Annotated in this window: 17 protein-coding genes; 13 read left to right on the top strand and 4 right to left on the bottom strand. The window is 56.4% G+C overall.

The window, feature by feature from the left end; translation table 11 throughout:
- The first annotated feature begins 315 nt into the window (after positions 1-315).
- From JQR90_RS17060 to JQR90_RS17045, 4 genes are all read left to right on the top strand, one after another.
- Positions 316-1602, top strand: coding sequence for an alanine/glycine:cation symporter family protein (locus JQR90_RS17060; RefSeq protein ID WP_085985642.1), 1287 nt, complete (start codon positions 316-318; stop codon positions 1600-1602).
- A gap of 132 nt (positions 1603-1734) precedes the next feature.
- The gene (gene dmeF / locus JQR90_RS17055; protein ID WP_010795883.1) at positions 1735-2685 is read left to right on the top strand and encodes a CDF family Co(II)/Ni(II) efflux transporter DmeF; all 951 of its coding nucleotides are present in this window, start codon (positions 1735-1737) and stop codon (positions 2683-2685) included.
- Positions 2686-2744: 59 nt separating this feature from the next.
- The gene (chrA, locus tag JQR90_RS17050; protein ID WP_073450396.1) at positions 2745-4094 is read left to right on the top strand and encodes a chromate efflux transporter; all 1350 of its coding nucleotides are present in this window, start codon (positions 2745-2747) and stop codon (positions 4092-4094) included.
- Positions 4095-4130: 36 nt separating this feature from the next.
- Positions 4131-4484 (top strand): rhodanese-like domain-containing protein, encoded by a 354-nt coding sequence (locus JQR90_RS17045; RefSeq protein ID WP_010795881.1) that lies wholly within the window; start codon positions 4131-4133, stop codon positions 4482-4484.
- 86 nt (positions 4485-4570) lie between these two features.
- On the opposite strand, the gene ahpF is transcribed toward JQR90_RS17045, so the two are convergent.
- Positions 4571-6127: an alkyl hydroperoxide reductase subunit F gene (gene ahpF, locus JQR90_RS17040; RefSeq protein ID WP_010795880.1), complete on the bottom strand. Its 1557-nt coding sequence runs from the start codon at positions 6125-6127 to the stop codon at positions 4571-4573.
- A gap of 121 nt (positions 6128-6248) precedes the next feature.
- Complete coding sequence (gene ahpC, locus JQR90_RS17035) at positions 6249-6812, bottom strand: alkyl hydroperoxide reductase subunit C (RefSeq protein WP_010795879.1); 564 nt, start codon at positions 6810-6812, stop codon at positions 6249-6251.
- A gap of 465 nt (positions 6813-7277) precedes the next feature.
- On the opposite strand from ahpC, the gene JQR90_RS17030 reads away from it, so the two are divergent.
- Positions 7278-8366, top strand: a complete 1089-nt coding sequence (locus JQR90_RS17030) for an AI-2E family transporter (RefSeq protein WP_208859647.1) — start codon at positions 7278-7280, stop codon at positions 8364-8366.
- Positions 8367-8402: 36 nt separating this feature from the next.
- Positions 8403-9578: a Na+/H+ antiporter NhaA gene (gene nhaA, locus JQR90_RS17025; protein ID WP_010795877.1), complete on the top strand. Its 1176-nt coding sequence runs from the start codon at positions 8403-8405 to the stop codon at positions 9576-9578.
- Positions 9579-9611: 33 nt separating this feature from the next.
- Here nhaA and JQR90_RS17020 read toward each other — a convergent pair whose 3' ends face one another.
- A complete protein-coding gene (locus JQR90_RS17020; RefSeq protein WP_010795876.1) occupies positions 9612-9905 on the bottom strand; it encodes a YciI family protein in 294 nt (97 codons plus the stop codon).
- Positions 9906-10302: 397 nt separating this feature from the next.
- Here JQR90_RS17020 and JQR90_RS17015 point away from each other — a divergent pair, with 397 nt between their 5' ends.
- From JQR90_RS17015 to JQR90_RS17000, 4 genes are all read left to right on the top strand, one after another.
- The gene (locus JQR90_RS17015; protein ID WP_010795875.1) at positions 10303-11367 is read left to right on the top strand and encodes a hypothetical protein; all 1065 of its coding nucleotides are present in this window, start codon (positions 10303-10305) and stop codon (positions 11365-11367) included.
- Between the two features lie 135 nt (positions 11368-11502).
- The gene (locus JQR90_RS17010; RefSeq protein WP_010795874.1) at positions 11503-12558 is read left to right on the top strand and encodes a hypothetical protein; all 1056 of its coding nucleotides are present in this window, start codon (positions 11503-11505) and stop codon (positions 12556-12558) included.
- 100 nt (positions 12559-12658) lie between these two features.
- Positions 12659-14032, top strand: a complete 1374-nt coding sequence (locus tag JQR90_RS17005) for a hypothetical protein (RefSeq protein ID WP_434140161.1) — start codon at positions 12659-12661, stop codon at positions 14030-14032.
- Positions 14033-14189: 157 nt separating this feature from the next.
- The gene (locus tag JQR90_RS17000; RefSeq protein WP_010795872.1) at positions 14190-15539 is read left to right on the top strand and encodes a hypothetical protein; all 1350 of its coding nucleotides are present in this window, start codon (positions 14190-14192) and stop codon (positions 15537-15539) included.
- Between the two features lie 21 nt (positions 15540-15560).
- Here the strand turns inward: JQR90_RS17000 and JQR90_RS16995 are convergent, their stop codons facing one another.
- Positions 15561-16265, bottom strand: coding sequence for an aspartate/glutamate racemase family protein (locus JQR90_RS16995; protein WP_010795871.1), 705 nt, complete (start codon positions 16263-16265; stop codon positions 15561-15563).
- Positions 16266-16474: 209 nt separating this feature from the next.
- Between JQR90_RS16995 and JQR90_RS16990 the strand changes: the two genes are divergently transcribed.
- The 3 genes from JQR90_RS16990 to JQR90_RS16980 are packed head-to-tail and all read left to right on the top strand — an operon-like array spanning position 16475 to position 19979.
- The gene (locus tag JQR90_RS16990) at positions 16475-16882 is read left to right on the top strand and encodes an ExbD/TolR family protein (RefSeq protein ID WP_010795870.1); all 408 of its coding nucleotides are present in this window, start codon (positions 16475-16477) and stop codon (positions 16880-16882) included.
- 3 nt (positions 16883-16885) lie between these two features.
- Positions 16886-17674: an energy transducer TonB family protein gene (locus tag JQR90_RS16985; RefSeq protein WP_010795869.1), complete on the top strand. Its 789-nt coding sequence runs from the start codon at positions 16886-16888 to the stop codon at positions 17672-17674.
- Positions 17675-17696: 22 nt separating this feature from the next.
- The gene (locus tag JQR90_RS16980; RefSeq protein WP_010795868.1) at positions 17697-19979 is read left to right on the top strand and encodes a TonB-dependent receptor; all 2283 of its coding nucleotides are present in this window, start codon (positions 17697-17699) and stop codon (positions 19977-19979) included.
- Positions 19980-19996 lie beyond the last annotated feature (17 nt).

The following is a 19996-nucleotide window of genomic DNA, read 5'->3' as shown; positions in this document are numbered from 1 at the left end:
GAGAGGACGGCGGACGTGCTAATTTCCGACCCGTTCCGAAAGACACGTGCTAGCATCCGTCCACGCTCCGGATGACGTTTTACCCATTGATCCGGGGTGCCGCATTATTACTAGCCTCATTGAGCACCGCACAGACGTTTCTTCCCGCTGAGTTGTACTCGGCTTTCCTGGCGTGGTTTCCAGCGCGCGACGCTCATTGGCTAGACCTCATGGCTCAGCGCCCGTTTCCTGGCGTTGAATGAATGTAAGGAGTTCTACGTGCAATTTCTCCATACCCTGGTCAACGACCTCAATGGCCTTGTCTGGGGCGTGCCCATGCTGGTACTGATCCTGTGCACGGGTCTTTATCTGATGCTACGCCTCAAACTGATGCCGATCGTAAGACTGGGCACCGGCTTTCGCCTGTTGTGGCAGGGCCGGACCAAGGATGACGACGAAAGCGGTGAGATCAGTCCTTTCCAGGCCTTGATGACCTGCCTGGCTGCCACCGTGGGAACCGGCAACATCGCGGGTGTTGCTACCGCGATCTTCCTGGGTGGCCCCGGCGCGCTGTTCTGGATGTGGTGTACGGCATTGGTTGGTATGGCTACCAAATATGCCGAAGTAGTATTGGCTGTACATTTTCGTGAAAAGGACGAGCGTGGCGAGCATGTCGGCGGCCCGATGTATGCCATCCGCAACGGCCTGGGCAAGCGTTGGGCCTGGCTAGGCGGCGCCTTTGCCCTGTTCGGTGGGTTGGCCGGGTTCGGTATCGGCAACATGGTGCAGGTCAACAGTATGGCGCAGGCCCTGGAGACAACCTTTTCCGTGCCCCTGTGGCTGACCGGTGTCGTGACGATGGTGGTTGTGGGGCTCGTGATCCTGGGCGGTATTAAGCGGATCGGGGCGGTCGCCTCGTCCCTGGTCCCTGCCATGTGCATAGGCTATATCATCGCGGCCATTGCCGTGCTGGTGACCCATGCGTCCGAAATTCCCCATGCGCTCAGCCTGGTCTTCACCCATGCCTTCACTCCGGCGGCGGCGACGGGCGGCTTCGCAGGGGCGGCGGTCATGGCTGCCATTCGCTTCGGGGTGGCGCGTGGCGTCTTCTCCAACGAAGCCGGGTTGGGTACCGCCGGTATCGCCCAGGCAGCCGGTACGACCAACAGCGCCGTACGTTCAGGCATGATTGGTATGCTCGGAACGTTTATCGATACTCTGATCATCTGCACCATGACGGGTCTTACCATTATCTGCTCCGGCGTCTGGACGAGCGGGCAGAGTGGGGCGGCCTTGTCAGCGGCGGCCTTCGAGACGGCGCTGCCCGGTTTTGGCGGCATCATCCTGACCATCGCTCTGGTAGTGTTTGCCTTTACCACTATCCTGGGGTGGAGCTATTACTGCGAGCGCTGCTGGGAGTTTCTTGCGGGTACCAAGACCATTCTGCCGTTCCGGATCATCTTCGTATTGGCTGTACCGTTTGGCGCAATTGCACAGTTGGACTTCGCCTGGCTGCTGGCCGATACGCTCAATGGTTTGATGGCCATTCCTAACCTGATCTCGCTGCTGTTGCTCAGTCCGGTGGTGCTCCGGCTGACGCGAGAATACTTCGCCAGCAAATAAACAAAGGCTCGCTACGGCGAGCCTTTTTCATTGGGGCTCGCGAGGCCCGGACCTGGAAAATGGGTGAAAATCGCGATGCTGTGGTCCAAAGGCTAACGCTGTTTTCCTGGCCTTTCTGGATAGAGCATTCCGATGTCCCGATCTTCGCTTGAGCATTCCTGTTCTCACCCGCACGTCTTCAACGAGGGAAACCCGCTGGCGGAAAAGAATACCCGCCGCGCCGTGATTTTCACCGCCATCATGATGGTGATCGAGATTGCGGGCGGCTGGGCCTTCAACTCCATGGCACTGCTGGCGGATGGCTGGCACATGAGTTCCCACGTGCTGGCGCTGGGGCTTTCGCTGTTCGCCTATGCGGCGGCCAGACGGTATGCGACCGACGCACGCTTTGCGTTTGGAACATGGAAAATGGAGGTGCTGGCTGGTTATACCAGTGCGCTGGCGCTGATTGGCATCGCTCTGTTGATGCTATACGAATCCGTGATCAGGCTCGTGACACCTGCTCCGATTCACTATACGCAGGCCATCGCCATCGCCATTCTGGGATTGCTGGTCAATCTGGTGTGTGCGTGGCTGCTCAAGGATTCTCACGGGCATGATCATGGTCATGGTCACGATCATCATCATGGCCACGGTGAGCATCAGGATCTGAATCTGCGTTCGGCCTACATCCATGTCATTACTGATGCGGCAACCTCCGTCCTGGCTATCGTCGCGCTGATTGGCGGCATGCTCTGGGGAGCCAGCTGGCTCGACCCGGTCATGGGAATCGTAGGCGGCATACTGGTCGCCATCTGGGCCGTTGGGCTCATCAAGCAAACCGGGCGTGTGCTGCTGGATGCGCAGATGGACGATCCGGTGGTACAGGAGGTCAGGGATGTGATCGCAGAGAGCCCTATCGAGGCCAAGATCTGTGATCTGCATGTCTGGAAGGTAGGTAAGGGCAAGTACGCCTGCATCGTCAGCATCGCCACAACCAGTGATGCCTCGCCTGAAGACTTCAAACAGCAGCTTTCCGTCCATGAAGAGCTTGTCCACATCACGGTTGAGATCAACAGAGACGGGATCTGTCCGGTACGCTGAGGAGGTAGGCGACAGCGGCAAGTGATATAACCGGGTCTTGGTCAACGACAGGATTCAACATGCCTTCTTCCGAGCCTCGCTTGTCGCTTCCTGCCCCGGTAGGCCTGTTTCAGGCGTTTCTATTCTGGCTCAAGCTGGGCTTTATCAGCTTTGGCGGACCGGCTGGGCAGATAGCAATCATGCATCAGGAGCTGGTGGAGCGTCGGCGCTGGATTTCCGAGCGACGCTTTCTCCATGCGCTCAACTACTGCATGGTACTGCCCGGACCTGAAGCCCAACAGTTGGCGACCTATATTGGCTGGTTGATGCACCGGACCTGGGGTGGGGTTATCGCCGGAGCGCTCTTTATATTGCCTTCGCTGCTTATCCTGATCGCCCTGTCATGGATCTATTTGGCCTGGGGCAACGCTCCAGTTGTGGCAGGTATCTTTTACGGCATCAAGCCAGCGGTGACCGCCATTGTTGTGCAGGCCGCCCATCGCATCGGAACACGTACCTTGAAGAACCATTGGCTCTGGGCCATTGCAGCGGCTTCGTTCATCGCCTTGTTTGCCTTCAACGTGCCGTTTCCCCTGATCGTACTGTCTGCGGCGATTATTGGCTTTCTCGGAGGCAGGTACGCTCCGGACCGGTTCAGGGTAGGGGGAGGGCATGCCAATCAGGCGGCTTCGTTCGGACCCGCGCTGATCGATGATGACACGCCGCCGCCTGAGCATGCCCGTTTTCACTGGTCGCGGCTGGCGCAATTGCTAGTCATGGGCATGTTTCTCTGGCTCGTGCCGATGCTGAGCTTGATCTATCTGTTTGGCTGGACTCATACCTTCACCCAGATGGGCTGGTTTTTTACCAAGGCTGCGCTGCTGACCTTTGGCGGTGCCTATGCGGTACTGCCCTACGTGTATCAGAGCGCCGTCACGCATTACGGCTGGCTGAGCCCAGCCCAGATGATCGATGGCCTTGCCCTGGGCGAAACCACGCCCGGACCATTGATCATGGTGGTGGCGTTTGTCGCGTTTTTAGGCGGATATGGGCAGGCGGCATTAGGAGACGAGCACATGTTTGCCGCCGGGGCATTGGCTGCCGTGCTGGTGACCTGGTTTACCTTTCTGCCTTCGTTTCTTTTCATTCTGGCCGGCGGGCCTCTGGTGGAGTCCACCCATAATGTGGTGGGCTTCACAGCTCCGCTCACCGCCATTACCGCGGCGGTCGTCGGCGTAATCCTGAATCTGGCCTTGTTCTTCGGCTACCACGTATTCTGGCCGCAGGGCTTGAGCGGATCGTTCGACCTACTCTCCGCCCTGATCACACTCCTGGCAGCGATAGCGCTCTTCCGGTTCAAGCGCACAGTTATGGAAGTGCTGCTAGCCTGTGCAACAGTAGGGTTGTTAATGCACGTCGTATTCATGTGACAAGGAGCAGCTTGGCTGCTGTAGAGAGGATGCACTATGGCAAACCATTCAGATGATTTTCTCAAACTGGCAGCCGAAGCCAAGTCTCGTATTCGACAGGTTTCGCCCGTTGAAGCCGAGCAATTGGTCGATCAGGGCGCGCTGCTTCTGGACGTTCGGGAGCGGGACGAGTTCGAACGGGGGCACCTGGACGGCGCTACCCACATGAGCCGGGGGATTCTTGAGATGCACATCGGCGAACTGGCAGCCAACAAGGCCACACCGATCGTCTGCTATTGCGGTGGCGGTAACCGGGGAGCGTTGGCCGCCGAAAGCCTGCAGCGCATGGGATACACCCAAGTCGTCTCCATCGAGGGAGGCCTTGCGGCCTGCAATACCCAGAAAGACTGATCAACGAGCAATAAAAAACGCAGGGCATCTTAGATACCCTGCGTTTTGAGAAGGCTGTGTACCGGCAGAGCGGTACACAGTCAAACTTACACCTGGCGGATCAGATAATCGAATGCAGCCAGGGAAGCCTTCGCACCTTCGCCGACCGCGATCACGATCTGCTTGTACGGTACGGTTGTTACGTCGCCGGCCGCAAAGATACCCGGCAGCGAGGTTTCGCCACGGCTATCTACAACGATCTCGCCACGGGGTGACAGCTCGACGGTGCCCTTGAGCCATTCGGTGTTGGGGACCAGACCGATCTGGACGAAGATACCTTCCAGGTCGATGGACTTGAACTCGCTGGAGTTGCGGTCCTTGTAGGTCAAGCCAACCACTTTCTGGCCGTCACCTTTCACTTCACTGGTCAGGGCGCTGGTGATCACGGTCACATTCGGCAGGCTGTGCAGTTTGCGCTGTAGTACCGCATCCGCACGCAGCTGGCTGTCAAACTCGATCAGGGTCACGTGTGCCACGATACCGGCCAGGTCGATTGCCGCTTCCACACCGGAGTTGCCGCCACCGATAACTGCAACGCGCTTGCCCTTGAACAGCGGGCCGTCGCAATGCGGGCAGTAGGCTACACCACGGTTACGGTATTCCTTCTCACCCGGGACATTCATTTCACGCCAACGAGCGCCGGTGGAGATGATCAGCGTCTTGGACTTGAGCGAAGCACCATTGGCAAACTTGACTTCGTGCAGCTGACCCGCCTCGGTGGCAGGGATCAGTTGCTCGGCACGCTGCAGGTTCATGATGTCGACGTCGTACTGCTTCACGTGCTCTTCAAGGGCTACGGCCAGTTTCGGGCCTTCGGTTTCCTTGATGGAAATGAAGTTTTCAATCGCCAGAGTATCGAGTACCTGACCGCCAAAACGCTCTGCCGCAACACCGGTACGAATACCTTTACGGGCGGCATACACCGCAGCGGAAGCACCGGCAGGACCACCACCGATCACCAGCACGTCAAAAGCGTCCTTGGCGCTGAGCTTTTCAGCGTCACGGGCACTGGCGCCGGTATCGAGCTTGGCCAGAATTTCTTCCAGACCCATGCGGCCCTGACCGAACGGTTCGCCGTTCAGGTAGATGCTGGGCACAGCCATGATCTGGCGCTCGGTAACTTCGTCCTGGAACAGCGCACCGTCGACCGCAACGTGGCGGATGTTCGGATTCAGTACGGCCATCAGGTTCAGCGCCTGAACAACGTCAGGGCAGTTCTGGCAGGACAGCGAGAAGTAGGTTTCGAAATTGAATTCGCCCTTGAGCGAGCGGATCGCTTCCAGAGTATCTGCACTGGCCTTGGACGGGTGACCGCCCACTTGCAGCAGCGCCAGAACCAGCGAGGTGAACTCGTGGCCCATGGGCAGACCGGCAAAGCGCAGGCTGATGTTTTCACCCGGACGGTTCAGGGCAAACGAAGGTGTGCGAGCATCATTGCCATCGGTGCGCAGGGTGATCTTGTCAGTCAGGCTGACGATGTCCTGGAGCAGACCCAACATTTCTTGAGATTTAGCGCCGTCATCAAGGGACGCGACGATCTCGAAGGGTTTGGTAACCTTTTCCAGATAGGCTTTAAGCTGAGTTTTAAGACTGGCGTCCAACATGAGGCATTACCTCTCGACAAATTTCGGGAATAAAAACGCCCGGACGTATTCCGCCCGGGCGTTCGGGCACTAGAGGGAGCCGGAAGCCGGCTCCTAAGCGCAGATAACCGTGTGTTGGCGTTTAGATCTTGCCAACCAGGTCCAGAGACGGGCTCAGAGTAGCTTCGCCTTCTTTCCACTTGGCAGGGCAAACTTCGCCCGGGTGGGAGGCAACGTACTGAGCAGCCTTGACCTTACGCAGCATTTCGGACGCGTCGCGGCCGATGCCGTTGTCGTGTACTTCACACAGCTTGATCTGGCCTTCCGGGTTGATCAGGAAGGAACCACGCAGCGCCATGCCTTCTTCTTCGATCAGAACGTCGAAGTTGCGAGCCAGAGTTGCAGTCGGGTCGCCAACCAGGGCGTACTGAACCTTCTTGATAGCGTCGGAAGTGTCGTGCCACGCTTTGTGAGCGAAGTGGGTATCGCACGATACGCCGTAGATCTCTACGCCCAGCTTTTGGAATTCAGGGTACAGGTCAGCCAGGTCTTCCAGCTCAGTCGGGCAAACGAAGGTGAAGTCAGCTGGGTAGAAAACAACCAGGGACCACTTGCCTTTGAAGTCAGCTTCAGTCAGATCGATGAACTTGCCATCCTTGTACGCTGTAGCTTTAAACGGTTTGATCTCGGAATTGATCAAAGACATCACTGAATCTCCATCAGGGGTTAAGAATTGGCGAGGGATAAGATACTCGCTTATGCACATTAGACTTAATTGAATGTGGGCATCAATCTCATAAGTTTGACCTATCCACGCATTCAGGATCATTAAGTCTTTCTTTCAGGCAGAGTACTTGGAGGTATCTGAGGTCAACAAACACTGCCGCAAGCGCTAGTGGTATGGCTGAATTATCAGAATTCAAGCGCCTAAACGCACTAGCTCGGACATTTTGTGAAAAACAGCTGTTGAGCATTAAGCTGAAAAATATGGTTTCCTTGCCGATCGTGTTCGTTAAACAGGATGACGAAGGAGAAACATGTCAGGAGCCGCATTCGTCCAGTTGTTTCCTGAGGGCTTCGACTTCCCAAGCAGATTCACTTCACTGTTGATCGCTGTCTTTTCAGGTTGCCGACCTGAACCTGCCCAGCGTGGAGGGCATTAGTCATGGCGATCAGGCGCGTCATTACCCAGTGGTTTGCCCGCTATTTCTCCCAAGATGAAGCGGTGGTTCTCAGCGTCTTGCTCATCTTGGGCTTTGCTCTGGTCATGTTGTTGGGCAAGCCCCTGGCGCCGTTCCTGACGGCGCTGGTCGTCGCCTTTCTCCTACAGGGTGGCGTCAGCCGTCTGGAGCACTGGAGAGTACCCAGGCTTTGGGCAATATCGCTCATGTTCCTGTCTTTTTTAGGCATATTCCTGGGCCTCTTGTTGTTTGTGCTCCCGCTGGTATGGGATCAGCTGGTGACGCTGTTGCAGGAGTCGCCCCGGATGTTTGCCCAGGCTCAGGTCCTCTTGGATGAGCTTCAGCAGCGCTATCCCAGTGTCGTTACTCATGAGCAGATTCAGGGCTGGATCGGGACGGCAGGCAGTGAGCTGACTGCCCTTGCGCAGCGAGCGGTCCGGCTGTCGTTGACCTCGCTGGGCAATATCATCGCCTTTGGTACGTTTCTGGTACTGGTGCCGATCCTGGTGTTTTTCATGCTCAAGGACAAGGACCTGCTGGTGGGCTTCTTCCTGTCCGTACTTCCCCGTAAGCGGACCCTGATGGCCCGAGTCTGGAAGGAGGTCGACGAGCAGATCGCCAACTATGTGCGCGGCAAGGTCATCGAGATTGTGATCGTGGCGGCGGTTAGCTACGCCACGTTTTATATCCTGGGGTTGCCCTATGCCATGTTGCTCGGGCTGGTGGTCGGTCTGTCCGTGCTGATTCCCTTCATCGGTGCTGCCGTCGCGACCTTGCCCGTTGCGGCTGTGGCAGGCTTTAGCTTTGGTCTGGGCGATCAGTTCCTGTATGCGATTCTGGCTTACACCATCATTCAGATACTGGATGGAAATGTATTGTCACCGCTGCTGTTTTCAGGTGCCGTCAATCTGCATCCGGTAGCCATTATCCTGGCCATTCTCTTTTTTGGCGGCACGCTGGGCTTTTGGGGAATCTTCTTTGCGATCCCGCTGGCGACCCTGTTCAAGGCGCTTTGGAGCGCCTGGCCGCGGGATGCCGTGGTCGTATCCGATAACAACACATCAGAGAAAAGCCCTTAAGGCTTCGATTACATTTTCAGGAGTGAGGTTGAAAAGATGCAAGACAACAAGATCCGGGGCTCGAATGGCCTCCAGGCCTTTTACAGGGCCTTTCTGACGAGCGAGGCCTCAGGCGGATTGCTTCTGATGGCCGTGGCAGCTATTGCTTTGATTGTGGCGAATTCGCCGCTGGCCAGTGTGTACTTCAGCACCCTGGAGCGCTACGTGCTGGGCATGAGTGTCCTGCACTGGATCAACGATGCGCTCATGGCCGTCTTCTTCCTGCTGGTCGGGCTCGAAATCAAACGTGAAATGCTGGTCGGGCAGTTGTCCACCTGGGGACGGCGTGCACTGCCAGGGCTGGCGGCATTAGGCGGGGCGGTCGTGCCAGCGGTGATTTATGCGGCACTCAACCATGACGATGCGCATTTACTTCAAGGCTGGGCGATTCCCACGGCGACCGATATCGCCTTTGCACTCGGGGTACTCTCCCTGCTGGGCTCGCGTATTCCGGTATCGCTCAAGATCTTCCTGACCGCGCTTGCGATTCTCGACGACCTGTTCGCCGTGTGCATCATTGCGGTGTTCTACACGGCAGATCTGTCCCTGCCGATGTTGGGACTGGCAGGTCTCACCCTGCTGGTGCTGATTGCCATGAACAAGCTGGGCGTAACGCGAATCCTGCCATATCTGCTGGTCGGTATCGTGTTGTGGTTCTTCGTGTTCAAATCGGGCGTACACGCGACACTGGCCGGGGTAGCGCTGGCCCTGACCATCCCGCTGCGTACCGGCTCGAAGCATCCGCCGCTGGAGCGTCTTGAGCATACATTGCACCCTTACACCGCGTTTCTGGTCATTCCGATCTTTGGATTCGCCAACGCTGGTGTCTCGTTCAATGGCGTGAGCCTTGCCTCCGTGATGGGCTCGGTTCCGCTGGGGATCGCGCTGGGCCTCTTGGTTGGCAAGCAGGTGGGCGTATTCTCGTTTGCCTGGTTGAGTATTCGCCTGGGACTGGCCGAACTGCCGGAACATGCCACCTGGAAGCAGCTGTACGGGATCGGCCTGCTGTGTGGAATCGGCTTCACGATGAGCCTCTTCATCGGCCTGCTGGCATTCCCCAATTCGCCAGAACTGGTGGATGCGGTCAAGATCGGTGTACTGCTGGGGTCGATTACGTCCGGCTGTCTGGGTGCGCTTATGCTGATTGCGGTCGGCAAAAAGAAAAACGCCTAAGAGCAAAGGGCACCGGAAGGTGCCCTTTTTGCATCATGTGGTGATGTTAACGAGCTTGATTTCTCGTACATCTATCTCATTCCAGACGCGACCGGTGACATAGGGGTCGCTCTTCAACCAGAGGTCCAATGCCTCGCGGTTCTCGAATTCGACATGTACGGTCGAGCCTACCATTCGACCTTCATCGTTCAGAATGGCCCCGCCGCTGATAAATGTTCCTTCCTTGGCCATGGCTCGAATTCCTTCCAGATGAGCCTGGCGATTTTCCAGTCGACGATTAAAGGCCTCTGGATCGGTATGGTCGTAGGCGGTTACTACAAATTGCATGGTGGCTCCTGTTTTTAATTATGTTGGTGGAGATCAGTCCAGGCGATTCGAGTGCCTGACAGTTCTGTCTTATAAACCAGCGCAAGTGTCTAGGATGAATACCGTTCATCGTATTACACCGTTCGATGGATATTCGTAAAGACGGATTTGCACGAATCTTCGCCTCCGTATCTCCAGGCTGGAGATCAGGTTGTTACCGTGGGGCACTGCCATACGTGCTCGCGCGGGTGAGTAGGATGATCCATTGCCGGGGATGCTGGACATCAAACCTGCCGACCAACTGTTACAGGAGTCACCAGGGTACGCCTTCACGTGTGCCTTCATGAGTAGTTAATGGTTTTACAGCTTTGCCTTTTGCTCAGCTTATCGGCCTTACGACTAATCAAGGAAAGTACTCATGTCTACGCTCAAGCCTTTGGCATTAATTCTTCTCGTCTCCCTTGGTACTACCGCCTTTGCTGCCAGCCATAGTGCCACCCAGGCGCAGGATGGCGATAACAACGAAGTTATCCTTGAACAGAGCGGGCAGGGCAATACTGCGACGCAGACCCAGACTGGCTCAGCGCATCGCTCCGCCATTACCCAGAATGGGTCCATTAACTCGGCTGAAACGACGCAGCTAGGACTTGAAAATGCGGTCGCTCTCTACCAGACGGGTGATAGCAACATAGCTCAGGTCTACCAGGAGAGCTTTATCTATGGGCATAGCGCTACCGTTACCCAGTTGGGCGATACGAACCACGTGACGCTGTACCAGCAGAACGGTAATGGCTCCGTGGCGACTCTGTACCAAGAGGGCAACAACAATATCCATGAAGTTGAACAGAACGGTGAAGGTTTCAAGGAGCTGGTAGCGCGTACGGTAGGTACCGGCAATAGGCTTGATGCCATTCAACGCAATGAGGGTGTATTTGCACAGACTATCCAGACCGGAGACAACAACCTCATCAGTCTGGATCAGACGGGCAGTATGGGCGGAAGCTGGACCACGATTACCCAAGACGGCAACAGCAACCTGGCGTCGGTAACGCAGACCTCGGGCCGCTACCCTGCCGGGCGAGTGACGCTGACGCAGGACGGCGATGCCAATACGTCGACCATCAGTCAGCGTGGCGGCTTTGACGTCGTTGAGTTTACCCAGGAAGGTAACAACAACGAGTTGAATGTCGATCAGTTCAGCACTAACGGAGCCATTTCCGGGCGTTCAGTCGGTGACAACAACGTTGCCAGCATCATGCAGGGTGACTACTACACGAAGGTAGATCTGGTGCAGGAGGGTGATGCCAACCTGGCCACGATCAACCAGGGCGGCAGTGGAAGTATCGCAACCGTCAATCAAATGGGCTCTGCCAATCAGGTTGCGCTGATGCAAACCGGTATAGCTGGTGTATTCGGTGAAGGGAGCGCAGCGACCGTCATGCAGAGCGGTACCGGCAACGTGGCCAGGATTACCCAACAGTAGCAGTCAGTAGAGCATTTGGGGCTGTTACTGCCTGCCCAAGCGTAGCGGTCCCATTTACCTAACCAGGCGTAGGGATCATTCCCTGCGCTCGGTATGGGCCTTAGTGGTTAACTTATACGTCTAGAGGGATCTCTCATGTTCAAACTCAAACCCCTGGTTGTAGCATTGCTGATGCTCTCCGGCAGCTATGCCCTGGCTGCAAACAACACCGCTACCCAAACGCAGGACGGTAATTACAACGAAACGACACTGGAGCAGACGGGCGAAGGCAATACCGCTACCCAAACTCAAGAGGGCAACGAACATCGCTCGGCTATTACTCAGAATGGGGCCACCAACGCGGCTGAAACAACGCAGCTGGGGCTTGGGAATACGGTCGATCTTTATCAGACAGGAGATATCAACGTAGCCCAGGTCTACCAGCAGAGCTTCGATCTAGAGCATAGCGCCACTGTTACCCAGTTGGGCGATACAAACACCGTAGTGTTGTATCAGCAAGGCGGTAATGGCGCTGTCGCTACGCTGTATCAGGAAGGCAGCAACAATACGCACAATGTCGAACAGAACGGCTATGGCGGCAACGAGCTGACAGCACGTACGGTGGGTAATGGCAACGCCCTGAATGCTATACAACGGCACGGAATGCAGGCAGACGCGATACAGACAGGCGATAACAATGTTATCAACCTGGATCAAACCGGCGGCTCCTCAGGTGGTACAGCCACAATCCAGCAGAACGGCAATGAAAACCTGGCTTCCGTTACCCAGAGCTCTGGTCGCTACCCTGCGACCAGTGTGGCATTAGCGCAGGAAGGTGATACCAATACCGCCACGATCAATCAAAACGGTGGATTTAGTACGGTTGATTTTGCCCAGCAGGGCAATAATAACGACCTGACAATTGATCAGCTTAGTATCAGCGGCACCATTACAGGACGCTCTACGGGCAATGACAACGTGGCTGCTATTACCCAGGACCTGTATTTCGCTCGTGTAGATCTCGTACAGGAGGGTGACGGTAACCTCGCCACAATCGACCAGTCTGGCAATAACAGCCTGGCTGCGGTCAGCCAGATAGGCTTCTCCAATCAGGTTGCCATTACTCAGGCCACGCCAGTAGATGTGAACGGCAACTCAGCTACCGTCCTGCAGAACGGTACAGGAAACATTGCCAGGATTACCCAGCAGTGATGTAAGCAGCTGGCGCTGACATGGTTAGCGCCAGCCCTGAGTACTGGGCTGGTAAGACCAGAGTTCGCCCGTTCGTGTGACCTCATAGAGGTACTTCTATATGTTTACGCTCAAGCCCTTGGCTATGGCACTGCTGATACTCTCAGGCAGTTATGCCCTTGCCGCAAATAACACTGCTATCCAAACACAAGACGGTAACTACAACGATGCTCTTCTGGAGCAGGCCGGTGAGGGTAATAACGCTGCCCAGATTCAAAGGGGTGACTTCAGTCGCTCGGAAGTTGTGCAGACCGGTAACGGTAACTCAGCTCAAATCGAGCAAGAATCCCAGGCTTCTACTCCTGAAAACAGTTTGCGGCTTGAACAGATTGGCAATCAGAACACCGCGCTGCTCAATCAACAGAACCTGGGATACGGACATCAGGCTACTGTTTTGCAGCGAGGAGATGGCAATGACATAACGCTTTACCAACAGGACGGCAATGGCTCGGTTGCCAGCTTGTATCAGGAGGGGAATGGGAACATCCATAACATCCAGCAGCTGCGCTACGGCAATGAATTAAGCGTAACGAGTGTGGGTAATGGAAATAGCGCAACCACTACGCAGTATGGAGGCGGACCTGCGCATGCTGAGCAGCGAGGCGAGGGTAATTCGGTTGAGCTGACCCAAAGTGTAGGCTACGCCGGGGGCAATATCGAGGTCTACCAAGAGGGTACAAACCAGGCGGCGACGCTTTATCAAACCTCGTCGCGGTATGGGCAAATCGACTTGATCCTGAATCAGGTAGGTGATGGCAATACAGCCAACTTGGCTCAACGTTCCGATATGGCAACGCTTGAGTTCGTTCAGGATGGCACTGGCAATGATCTGGTTGCAGACCAAGGCATCTGGCGAGGCTCTTTGGGCGGCGCCATGGTTGGAAATGGCAACGTCATAGAAGCCAGTCAAGTGGGGACATACTTGAATGCATGGCTGGAGCAGAACGGTGATAACAACCGTATAGCTGTCTCTCAAAGAGGGCTTGGTCATACCGCGTCTGTTCGTCAGGCCGGAACAGGAAACGAGACTGCCATTACGCAAGATGATTACGTTAGTGATTACGAGCCTAACAGCAGTGCCTATGTCCTTCAGGAAGGAGAGGCAAACAGCGCTGTGTTGAACCAAAGCTTTGGGCCTTTGGCGAGAGGTTTTATCGAGCAAGCCGGAGCAGCCAACCAGGCGACTATAGATCACAGCAATATTGAGGGTTGGACAACAGCCGGCATTCAGCAGACTGGGGATAACCATAAGGCCTCGATTACTCAACATGACACGGTAGGGTTCGACGAGGCCACAATTACCCAGCAGGTGGCAGGTAATGTAGCGAGTATCACTCAAGGCGGCCTGCTCAATGGCGAAGTAGTGGTCGGTGAGCGTGTAGCCACTATCTCTCAAACCGGTATGAACAATGTGGCTTCGGTTATTCAGCAATAACCGACGGTGCAGGTGTTGTCCTGAATGAGGCAGCACCTGTTGTTCTAGCGTCTGGGCCTGAAAATTACTGCCGTAGTCCAGGCGTGCGTTACCGCCTGTCCGATCCTGTGAGATACAGGCCCGGACAACAACAATAACGCTATTGAGGGACGTGCATATGTTCAGGTTAAAACCCTTGGCTGTTGCCTTGATGTTGGTTATTGGCAGCCATGCCTATGCTGAAAGCAATACCGCTACCCAGAGTCAGGCAGGAGACAACAACGAGGCTACGCTGGAGCAGCAGGGCGCAAGAAATCAGGCGACGCAAACACAGACGGGAAGTTTCGGCCGATCTGCCATTGTCCAAAACGGCGATGACAACGTCGCGGAGACTGTTCAGGACACTGCGTTTTCTTCCAACACTATCGATCTGGGCCAGACCGGTAACCGGAACACGGCCTATCTTTATCAGGACAGCGGCTCACAATCGGCTACTGTAACCCAGGCAGGCGATGACAACAGCGTGTCGCTGTATCAGCAGGACGGGCAGGGCTCCGAGGCCACGGTCTATCAGGAAGGCAACAACAATACACATACCATCCAGCAACAGTGGTACGCCAATACCGTTAATACTTCCAGCGTGGGTAACGGCAACGCCACTCAGGTGACTCAGACCGGCTATGGTGTTGGACAGACTACCCAATTAGGCGATAACAATACGATTATCCTGGAGCAGGGCAGTAGCGATTCGGGAGCTGTTGCTACGGTTACCCAAAACGGTAACGAAAATCTGGCGTCTGTCACTCAGAGTACCTCACGTTATCTTTCCGAGATGACATTGGACCAAGTGGGTAACGGCAACTCCGCAACGGTTGATCAAGGCTCGAATGCGTCGTTCATTTTCCGCCAGGAAGGTAACGCCAACCAGCTGACCAGCGCGCAGAGTGGGCTCGGCGCCACGGTGCGTGGCAGTTCCATTGGTGATGAGAATACCGTTTCGATTAATCAGGATGGGATTACCAACACCATTAATCTCGATCAACTAGGGTCCACCAATAGCGCAACACTAAGCCAACAGGCAGACCGTAGCGTGATCGATGTCAGTCAAACCGGTAATGCCAACCAGGCCGCGGCCGCCCAAGGTGGTGGTGGGCCTATGGTATATGACAGTGTGGCGCGGATTGCCCAGGCGGGTGATCGCAACACTGCTTCGATTGACCAGTTCTGGGGCAGCCGGCAGGCCGAGATTACCCAGACTGGCAATGACAACGAGGCCGACATCACCCAGGCCAACCCCACTGGGACGGCCATGGCTGAAATCACCCAAAGCGGTGACTTCAACAGCGCCAGCCTGACGCAAAGCTGGAGCAACGGCGGTAACGAGGCCAGTATCAGCCAGAGCCTGAGCGGCAACGTGGCAACGGTGGTGCAGGGCGGTCTGGTCAATGGTGACTTCAACAGCGGAAATGACTCGGCGACCATCGTTCAGAATGGCTTGAACAACGTGGCTTCTGTGCTTCAGCAATGAGGGAGCAGACGCTGCCGTGCGTTACGGCAGCGTCTCGTTACCTAGAGCAAAATCCATTGCGGCTTCGGCGTGAATTTCGGTCGTATCGAAGACAGGAAGGGCGAGATCCTTCTGGCTGAGCAGTAATCCGATTTCCGTACAGCCCAGGATCACGCTGTCGGCACCCTGGTCGGCCAGCTTGCCGATTTCTGCCACATAGGTCTGTCTGGATTCGTTCCGAACCACGCCCTGGCACAGCTCTTCATAAATGATCTGGTGAACCCGTTCGCGACCTGGGGCGTCCGGGATACGTGGGTCTAGACCGTGGGCGCGCAAGTGGCCGACATAGAAGTCCTGTTCCATGGTAAAGCGTGTGGCGAGCAGGGCAGGGCGTTGCATACCGGCTTTCGTTAACGCTTTTGCGGTCGCGTCAGCGATGTGAATCAATGGGATATTAATTGCCGCCTGGATAGGTTCGGCCAGCTTGTGCATGGTGTTGGTGCAGATGAGCAGACCTTCGGCGCCTGCTGTTTCCAGGCGGCGTGCTGCATCTACCAGCAGTCTGGCGCAACCGTCCCAATCGCCGTGATGTTGCAGCTCGGCAACCTTTGCAAAATCGACCGACCACATAAGCAGCGGTGCCGAGTGCAGACCACCAAGGCGCTGTCGGGCGATTTGATTGAGAAGGCGATAGTACTCGACCGAGCTTTCCCAGCTCATGCCGGCAAGAAGTCCTAGCGTTCGCATGATTCTGCTCCTTGAAGAGAGAGTGGAACCGTCTCACAGGCCAGTCCAGTGCAGCAAGGCAAGAGGCCACTGTACTGATCCGATAGTTAACAGCTGTATCGATTGTTCAGTAAAAAGCCCGATCTAGAGCTTTAAATGGTCAAGAATACTTAACCCCGCTGTCATTTTCGGTTGTTAGCGTGCCCCCATCATTTTGGAGGGCAGTCATCATGAGAACCTGGGAAGAACCCAAGAAGCGCAAGGCTCATATCGAGCTCATCCCGATGATCGATGTGATGATGTTCCTGTTGGTCTTCTTTGTACTGGTCAGTCTGAACGTGATCCCGGCACTGGGAATGAAAACCCAGCTCCCTAGCGCCAGCAGCGCGCAACAGCTCAAACCGCAGAACAAGGCCATCCTGACGCTGGGCGCTAACGGTGAGCTGCAACTGGATGGTCAGGACATTCAGGTCGATGCCCTGGTCGTGGCGCTCAAGGCGCAGGAGAAACCAGACAGCAAGACCACCATCATCGTTAACAGCGACAAGGGCGTGGAAGTGGCCCGGTTGGTCGAGGTGATGGACACCCTTCGTTTAGGCGGTTTTACCTCCGTCTCCATCGCTACGCGCAAGTCCTGATCCATGTATACGTTCTATCGCTCCCGCCATGTGTTGGGCTGGCTACCTGCGCTTGCTGCGCTGGTACTGATTGCCCTGTATGCCCAGCGTACGCCGCTGAAAGTTCAGCCGGTATACGACGAATCAGCCGTTGAGTTGGCTCTGGTCGAACCCGATCCGGTCCAGACGCCCGAGCCAGTTGCCACGCCGCCTGAGCCGGTGGCAGTGCCCGTTACTACACCACCACCGGAGCCTGTCGTGGAGGAAGAGGAGGCTGCCTTGCCACCACCTCCCAAGCCGCAGCCCAAGCCGAAACCCAAACCTGAGCCCAAGCCAGTGCCGAAGTCGCAACCCAAGCCTCAGCCGAAACCACAGCCAAAGCCAGTGGCCAAGCCTGCCGTGGCCAAGGTCGAGCAACTGGTAGCCAAGCCGACGCCTGCTTCGGCACCTGCTCCGGTCGCAGCCAAGCCGGCACCGGCTACACCGCCCAAGCCGACCGTCAATGCCCAGGCACTGGAAGGCGGCTACGTACAGGGGTTGCGTGCCGAGCTGGATCGTTACAAGCAGTACCCCACCGGACGCCAGGCATCGCTTGAGCGGCCACACGGTGATGTCGTGATCTGGCTGCTGGTCGACCGCGCCGGGCGCGTACTGGACTCCGGCATACAGGACAAGGCTGGCAGCATGCTGCTCAATCGTGCAGCCGCCAACAGCCTGAACCGTATCAAGAGCGTCAAGCCGTTCCCGTCCGAGGCCTTTGCCGGCAAGGACCAGCTCCGCTTTACCGCCACCTTCAGTTACAGCATGCAGTGATTATCCGATTCGAGGAATTCCAATGAAGTACACAAGGATTTACCTGGCGCTGGTTGCCTCTGGTCTTTGCCATGGTGTAGCCATGGCGCAGGAAACCGATGAGCGTGATGTCGGCACTATCGGCGTCGAAGGAAAGGCCACGTTGGGCAGCGGGTACATGACCCCTGAAGAAAGCCCCAAGTCGCGCTCCACCCTTACTCGCGAAGCCATGAACAAGCAGACGGCAACCGCCAATGCCGTCGACCGTCTCAAGTACACACCGGGACTGAACATCTCCAGCGAAGACGCCACGGGCCTGTCGGGCTTTCGCTTCACCCTGCGGGGGCTTAACTCCGATCAGGTCGGCATGTCCGTCGACGGGATGCCTATCAACGACTCGGGCAACTATGCGCTGTATTCCAACCTGCTGGGCGATCCGGAAAACCTCGACCAGATCTCCGTAGTACAGGGCGCCTCGGATGCCGACGGTCCGCACATCGGCTCCAGTGGCGGCAACATTACCCTGACAACTATCCGGCCAACCAAAGAGACCGGCGCATTTGTTAAACAGACTGCAGGCAGCAACGGTACTTACAAGACCTTTGCCCGTCTGAATACAGGCGAGTGGAATGGCCTGTCCAACTGGCTGTCTGCCTCGCATACCGAAGGTCAGATGTGGCGCGGTCACGGTGCCGTTCGGGCCGACAAGGTGGAATGGAATAGCTTTTTCGACGCCGGGGATGGCAATACGGCCAACCTGATCCTCAAGTACCATGAGCAGGACAACAACAGCTATAGCCAGCTCACCAAGAGTGAATTCACCCAGTACGGTCGCAAATACGATCCTAACCCCAATCCGCCTGCGCTGGGCTCCAACGGCAAGATTTCCAAGTACTACGAGCTGGCACAGAATCCCTTCAAGACTTTTACCGGCGTGCTCAACACCCAATTCCGCCTGCGCGATGACATGTCCCTGTCGGTCATCCCCTATTACTACTGGGGGGACGGCAGCGGCGTAGGCAGCACCGCGTATTCGCTCAACCGCGGAACCAGCAGCAATGGTGTCTACGACCTGGGCAATCTGCCTACGGCCAGCAGCTACGCCAATGATGGGCTTTCCTATACCGGTGTTTATTATCGGCCGTCTCGTACCCAGACCTGGCGCCCCGGCATCACGACCAAGCTGAACTGGGACCTGGGCGATCACAGCCTGCAGTTCGGTTATTGGTACGAACGCGCCCGTCAGCGGCAGACCCAGCCGTTCATTGCACTCAAGTCCAGTGGCAAGCCTGAAAGCGTCTGGTCTGACTCGGACGAGACCCGCGACGCCAACGGCAACATCATCCAGGGACGCGACCGTTACACCGTTACGCCAGCCCATAAGGTATGGGTACAGGATACCTGGTACATGAACCCGGACTGGACGCTCAACGCCGGCGTGGCCTACATGGATGTCGATCGCAAGGGGACCAACCATGGCAGCCTGACCGAGCTGCCGGAGAAGCGTCACCAGAACTACAGCAAGGTGCTGCCGACCTTTGGTATCGGCTACCGCTTCGACGAGCAAAATCAGTTCTTCTATAACCTGACCCGTAACATGCGCATACCGTACAACTACGTGCTGTACGATCAGGGTGAGGGCTCGATCAATCTCAATCCTGAAACCAGCTGGAGCAACGAACTGGGCTGGCGCTACACCCAGGAAGACATGGCCCTGTCGGCTACCCTGTTCTACCTGAAGTTCAAGGACCGCCAGGTTTCCTCGCGTGACGAGAACGGTGACTACGCCGATATCAACGCGGGTGACGTAGACAACATGGGGCTTGAGCTGGAGTGGAGCGGCCTGCTGCCGCACAACTTCAATTACTACACCTCCTACACGTACACCCGTGCCAAGCAGAAGGACGACGTCACTGCCTACAATAATGGCGTTGCGGTGGAGCTGCCTACCAGCGGCAAGCAGTTTGCCAACGTGCCCAAGAACATGCTGGCAGCCAATATCGGTTATGACGACGGCCGTTATTACGGCACTTTCGGCGCCAAGTACACGAGCAAGCTCTACGGTGACCTGACCAATGACGAGAGCATTCCGGGGCGCACAATCTTCAACCTCGGAGCTGGTGTATACCTGCCGGTAGACAAGCACATCGTCAAGGGCGCCACCCTGCGTCTGAACGTCGACAACCTGTTCGACAAGAAGTACCTGGACGGTGTGTACACCTACAAGACCAACGCAGCGAGCTACAGCGGCTACCGCGACGGCGACCCGGCTTACATCGTCGGCGTCGAGCGGACCGTAACGGTGTCCCTGGAAGCCAGCTTCTGACCTTCGAACCTTCTTTA

It is taken from the genome of Pseudomonas sp. JZ114, assembly GCF_051027705.1.
Lineage (GTDB): Bacteria > Pseudomonadota > Gammaproteobacteria > Pseudomonadales > Pseudomonadaceae > Chryseomonas > Chryseomonas luteola.
The sequence above is the reverse complement of the archived record's forward strand: the minus strand, read 5'-3'. Positions and strand labels throughout refer to the sequence as shown.

Coding starts and splice junctions, on each gene's coding strand:
- JQR90_RS17010 (WP_010795874.1), top strand. CDS start 11,503: ATGTTCAAACTCAAACCCCTGGTTGTAGCATTGCTGATGCTCTCCGGC.
- chrA (WP_073450396.1), top strand. CDS start 2,745: ATGCCTTCTTCCGAGCCTCGCTTGTCGCTTCCTGCCCCGGTAGGCCTG.
- JQR90_RS16995 (WP_010795871.1), bottom strand. CDS start 16,265: ATGCGAACGCTAGGACTTCTTGCCGGCATGAGCTGGGAAAGCTCGGTC.
- JQR90_RS16980 (WP_010795868.1), top strand. CDS start 17,697: ATGAAGTACACAAGGATTTACCTGGCGCTGGTTGCCTCTGGTCTTTGC.
- JQR90_RS17005 (WP_434140161.1), top strand. CDS start 12,659: ATGTTTACGCTCAAGCCCTTGGCTATGGCACTGCTGATACTCTCAGGC.
- JQR90_RS17015 (WP_010795875.1), top strand. CDS start 10,303: ATGTCTACGCTCAAGCCTTTGGCATTAATTCTTCTCGTCTCCCTTGGT.
- JQR90_RS17045 (WP_010795881.1), top strand. CDS start 4,131: ATGGCAAACCATTCAGATGATTTTCTCAAACTGGCAGCCGAAGCCAAG.
- JQR90_RS17060 (WP_085985642.1), top strand. CDS start 316: ATGCTGGTACTGATCCTGTGCACGGGTCTTTATCTGATGCTACGCCTC.
- JQR90_RS17020 (WP_010795876.1), bottom strand. CDS start 9,905: ATGCAATTTGTAGTAACCGCCTACGACCATACCGATCCAGAGGCCTTT.
- JQR90_RS16985 (WP_010795869.1), top strand. CDS start 16,886: ATGTATACGTTCTATCGCTCCCGCCATGTGTTGGGCTGGCTACCTGCG.
- JQR90_RS17000 (WP_010795872.1), top strand. CDS start 14,190: ATGTTCAGGTTAAAACCCTTGGCTGTTGCCTTGATGTTGGTTATTGGC.
- nhaA (WP_010795877.1), top strand. CDS start 8,403: ATGCAAGACAACAAGATCCGGGGCTCGAATGGCCTCCAGGCCTTTTAC.
- dmeF (WP_010795883.1), top strand. CDS start 1,735: ATGTCCCGATCTTCGCTTGAGCATTCCTGTTCTCACCCGCACGTCTTC.
- ahpF (WP_010795880.1), bottom strand. CDS start 6,127: ATGTTGGACGCCAGTCTTAAAACTCAGCTTAAAGCCTATCTGGAAAAG.
- JQR90_RS16990 (WP_010795870.1), top strand. CDS start 16,475: ATGAGAACCTGGGAAGAACCCAAGAAGCGCAAGGCTCATATCGAGCTC.
- ahpC (WP_010795879.1), bottom strand. CDS start 6,812: ATGTCTTTGATCAATTCCGAGATCAAACCGTTTAAAGCTACAGCGTAC.